Raw genomic sequence first — 3,935 nt, 5'->3', positions numbered from 1 at the left:
TCCCGACATCGTCGCGATGATGGCGGCTGAGGTTTCGGCGGGCGAGCGCGCCGTGTCGGCCGCGATCCGCGAGGCCGGGACCGGGCTGAAGGCCGCCTGGCGGCTGCAGATCACTGGTGCGGGGCTTGGGGCCCGGCTCGCCCGCACCATCCGGTCGGAGCAGTTCCCCAAGGTCACGCCCAGCCTCAACGCGGCAGCCGTGGTCTGGTCCAACGCCCCGGTCATCGTCGGCGCGCACGACACCGGCCCGCTGATCCGCTCGAAAAATGGCTTTTGGCTGGCGATCCCCACGCCCGCCGCAGGCAAGTCCTTGCGTGGCGGTCGGAACACGCCCGGCGAATGGGAACGGCGCACTGGCCTGCGCCTGCGCTTCATCTATCGCCGCAGGGGGCCGAGCCTGCTGGTGGCCGAGGGGCGGCTGAACACCAAGGGCCGCGCCGTCGCGTCACGGTCAAGGACCGGCCGGGGCCTCGTGACAGCACCGATCTTCCTGCTGGTGCCGCAGGTCAAGCTGCCGAAGCGGCTGGATCTGGCGCGGGACGCGGCGCGGGCGCATCATGCGGTGCCGGGGTTGATCGTCGCGAACTGGGTGGAGGGAACGTCTTGTGACGAAGTAAACCCGCTCAGGGACGCAGGACTACAATAGCAACTTGACCCCCGATGCCAGCAGCAGCGCGGCCAGGATGCCTCGCAGCCAGCGGTCCGAGAGGTATCGGCTTCCGACGAACGCGCCAACTGTGCCCCCAACCGCGACTGCCGCAAGCCACAAGGGCAGCGATGCGGGGATCTGATCCCAATAGGCGTAGGCACCGATCAGGGCGGCCGCAGAATTCATCAGATTGTAGAGCGCTGTCGTTGCGGCCGTCTGATGCGCCGTGCCCCATCTCATCGCAAAAATGACTGGCGCGAGAAAAACACCGCCACCGGTCCCTGTCGTTCCCGATACGAAGCCTATCAGCGCCCCTGTCGCCAGAGCAGCCAGGAATGGCGGCGTCCTGGGAGGTGCGACGTTTCCTGCGGATCTTTTCATCACTGATCGTGCCATCTGCAACGCGGAAAGCACCAGGATCGCACCGACGATAGGGTAGTACACCCCTTCCGCCAACTGGATCGACCCACCAAGCATCGAGAACGGGAAGCCCAGAACGGCAAATGGATAGATGTGGCGCCATGACAATCGGCCGGACTTCATGAACCACGCCGTGCCGATTGCGGCCACCATGAGATTCAGGGCGAGCGCGGTCGTTTTCATGGCCAACGGCGCGACTCCGAATAGTGCCATGATCGCGATATAGCCGGACGCTCCTGCCTGTCCTACGGCGGCGTAGATCACGGCAATTACGAGAAAGACGCCGGCAAGCCAGAATACTTCGGTGTCCAATACTCTCTGCGCCTCCACGGCAAAGCATGACTCGGCCACGGCCGCACGTGCCCGAAAATCGGACGAAGGTTCGTGCGCCTTCCGATCAACTATCGCAATTGGCTCGAGCAATGCCCACCCCCCGCGAAACCATCCTCGCCGCGCTGCACGCGCGGCTTTCGACGTTGCCCGCCGCCGCCCTGCGCGGTGACGTGCTGCCAGAGCGCGTGCCAACCGCAGGCCTCCTGATCCTGCGCGACGGCGAGCCGGGGGAACCCGAGGTGACGCTGTCGCCGCTGCGCTACCACTATCAGCACCGCGCCGAGATCGAGGCGGTCGTGCAAGGTGCCACCCGTGACGCTACCTTCGACATCCTCTGCGCCAGCATCGGCGCGGCGATTGCAGCCGACCGCACGCTGGGAGGCCTCTGCGATTGGGTCGAGGCAGAAGCGCCGCGTCCGGTCGATCTGCCGGTCGAGGGTGCCGCCAGCCTGAAGGCAGCGGTGATCCCGGTCATCCTGCACTATTCCACGGCCGATTCGCTGGCCTGACCCCGAATAACGAAAGGAGACTACGATGGCACGAGCCCATGGGGCGCGGGCGCAGATGGCGCTTGCGTTCGAATCTGTCTATGGCACCGCGCCCGCTTCGGGCTACCGCACGGTGCCCTTCGCCAGCACCACGCTTGGGTCCGAACAGCCGCTGATCGCCTCGGAACTGCTGGGCCAGGGGCGCGATCCGCTGGCCCCGATCAAGGATGCGGTCACCGCCGATGGGGATGTGGTGGTGCCGATCGACGTCGAGAACTTCGGCCTCTGGCTTAAGGCGGCCTTCGGACAGCCGACGACCACCGGCACGACGCCCAAGACCCACACCTTCCAGTCTGGCAACTGGACGCTGCCGTCGATGGCCATCGAGACAGCGATGCCCGAAGTGCCGCGTTACGCGATGTACACCGGCTGTGTCTGCGATCAGCTGTCCTGGCAGATGGCGCGGTCGGGGCTGTTGACCGCCACGGCCCGGCTGGTGGCGCAAGGTGAAAGCGTCGCGGCGGCCACGGCCGCAGGCACGCCCACCTCGCTGGCGCTGCAGCGGTTCGGGCATTTCAACGGGGCGATCACCCGCAATGGATCGCCGCTCGGCAATGTCATCTCGGCCGAGGTGACCTATTCCAATGGCCTCGACCGCATCGAGACCATCCGCTCGGACGGGCGCATCGAGGGGGCCGACCCCGGCATGGCCGCGCTGACGGGCCGGGTGGAAGTGCGCTTTGCCGACACCACGCTGATCACGCAGGCCATCGACGGCACGCCGTGCGAGTTGGTCTTCGCCTGGAGCCTCGGGGCCAACGCCAGCTTCACCTTCACGGCGCATGCCGTCTACCTGCCGCGGCCGCGCATCGAGATCCCGGGCCCGCAGGGCATCCAGGCAACCTTCGACTGGCAGGCGGCCCGCGCCACCAGTCCCGCCCGGATGTGCACCGCCGTCCTCGTCAACACCGTCGCAACCTATTGAGAAGGCACGCCATGCTGACCCTCGACCTCACGAACGCGCCGCAGTGGTGTGACCTCATTCCCGGCGTGCGTGTGAAGCTCCGCCCGCTGACCACGGCCCTGATGGTCTCGGCGCGGGGCGATCCCGCGATTGCCGACCTGCCTGAGGGCGCTGCGACCGAGGAAGCCGCGCTCGCCATGGCCAAGGCGCTGGCCCGGCGCGCGATCCTCGCATGGGAGGGGATCGGCGATGCCGATGGCAGTCCCATCGATCCGGGCCCCGAGGCCATCGACGCGCTCCTCGACCTCTGGCCTGCCTTCGAGGCGTTCCAGACAACTTACGTCGCCAAGGCCCTCCTGCTGGACGCGGAAAAAAACGCCTCTGCGCCCTTGCCGACTGGTCCTTCGGCGGGGGCGAAGGCTACTGCGCGGCCTGTGCTGGACCCTGTCCCGACTGCCCCGCACGGCTGAACCGGCCGCTAACGCTCGAAGGCGCGCAGGTCTGGGACCTGGCGCAGCGCCTTGGCGGCCAGATGCGCGTCATCCCCGGCGCTGTGATCGGTTGGGACATGGGTGCGGCGCTGGCCCTGGGCGCGGCCCTCGGCATTTCCCCGCCTGCCATCGCCGAACTGCTGCCCGCCTTCGAGGCGGTGATGGTCCGCCGCGTCAACGAACAGATCGCGGCCAGCCGCGACTGACCCTATCCCAACCGGAGCCCCGATCCCATGGCCGAGAAACGCGTCTCCGTCCGGCTCGCCGCCGTTGGCGGTCGCCAGGTGCGCGCCGAGCTGGAAGGTGTCGGTGAGGCCGGGGCCCGTGGCTTCGGCCGCCTGTCACGCGAGATGGAACTGGCGAACACCCGACTTGCGGCCTTCGCGCGTCGCGCGGGCCTCGCACTCGGGGCCGCCGCTGCCGCCGCCACGGCCTCGCTCGGGCTGATCGTCCGGTCGACGGCCGAGAGCGCCGCGCAAGTCCGACAGTTCGCGCAGGTCGCCAACACGACGCCCGAGGCCCTGCAGCGCTGGTCGGCCGGGGCGCGGACGGTGGGTATCGAGCAGGAGAAGCTGGCCGACATCCTGAAG

6 protein-coding genes and 1 pseudogene are annotated in these 3,935 nt (G+C 68.1%); 6 read left to right on the top strand and 1 reads right to left on the bottom strand.

Annotated elements, in window-relative coordinates; translation table 11 throughout:
• Positions 1 to 646 (top strand): DUF6441 family protein (locus E3D03_RS20100; RefSeq protein ID WP_263568426.1); only part of this gene is annotated, 646 nt, incomplete at its 5' end.
• Here E3D03_RS20100 and E3D03_RS20095 read toward each other — a convergent pair.
• On the bottom strand, positions 638 to 1,381 hold the full coding sequence (locus E3D03_RS20095) for a sulfite exporter TauE/SafE family protein (protein WP_062563781.1): 744 nt from the start codon (positions 1,379 to 1,381) through the stop codon (positions 638 to 640). The two genes, E3D03_RS20100 and E3D03_RS20095, sit on opposite strands and share 9 nt — an antisense overlap.
• A gap of 110 nt (positions 1,382 to 1,491) precedes the next feature.
• Here E3D03_RS20095 and E3D03_RS20090 point away from each other — a divergent pair, with 110 nt between their 5' ends.
• From E3D03_RS20090 to E3D03_RS20070, 5 genes and pseudogenes are all read left to right on the top strand, one after another.
• Positions 1,492 to 1,911 (top strand): hypothetical protein, encoded by a 420-nt coding sequence (locus E3D03_RS20090; protein WP_062563495.1) that lies wholly within the window; start codon positions 1,492 to 1,494, stop codon positions 1,909 to 1,911.
• Between the two features lie 25 nt (positions 1,912 to 1,936).
• Complete coding sequence (locus E3D03_RS20085; RefSeq protein ID WP_062563496.1) at positions 1,937 to 2,875, top strand: phage tail tube protein; 939 nt, start codon at positions 1,937 to 1,939, stop codon at positions 2,873 to 2,875.
• An 11-nt stretch (positions 2,876 to 2,886) separates the two neighbouring features.
• Positions 2,887 to 3,324, top strand: coding sequence for a hypothetical protein (locus E3D03_RS20080; protein WP_062563497.1), 438 nt, complete (start codon positions 2,887 to 2,889; stop codon positions 3,322 to 3,324).
• Between the two features lie 62 nt (positions 3,325 to 3,386).
• Positions 3,387 to 3,551 carry a hypothetical protein gene (locus E3D03_RS20075; RefSeq protein ID WP_170848957.1) on the top strand — a complete coding sequence of 55 codons (165 nt, stop codon included), beginning with the start codon at positions 3,387 to 3,389 and terminating at the stop codon, positions 3,549 to 3,551.
• A gap of 27 nt (positions 3,552 to 3,578) precedes the next feature.
• Positions 3,579 to 3,935 (top strand): annotated as a pseudogene (locus E3D03_RS20070) (phage tail tape measure protein); the annotation flags it as partial.

Origin of the sequence: Paracoccus sp. DMF, from assembly GCF_004407025.1 — a bacterium.
Taxonomy (GTDB): domain Bacteria; phylum Pseudomonadota; class Alphaproteobacteria; order Rhodobacterales; family Rhodobacteraceae; genus Paracoccus; species Paracoccus aminovorans_B.
Note: the sequence above shows the minus strand (reverse complement) of the source record. Positions and strands in the feature narration are given on the sequence as shown.

What these genes read in the sequence shown, in the direction of transcription:
- E3D03_RS20085 (WP_062563496.1), top strand. Translation starts at nt 1,937, where the DNA reads ATGGCACGAGCCCATGGGGCGCGGGCGCAGATGGCGCTTGCGTTCGAA.
- E3D03_RS20090 (WP_062563495.1), top strand. Translation starts at nt 1,492, where the DNA reads ATGCCCACCCCCCGCGAAACCATCCTCGCCGCGCTGCACGCGCGGCTT.
- E3D03_RS20080 (WP_062563497.1), top strand. Translation starts at nt 2,887, where the DNA reads ATGCTGACCCTCGACCTCACGAACGCGCCGCAGTGGTGTGACCTCATT.
- E3D03_RS20075 (WP_170848957.1), top strand. Translation starts at nt 3,387, where the DNA reads ATGCGCGTCATCCCCGGCGCTGTGATCGGTTGGGACATGGGTGCGGCG.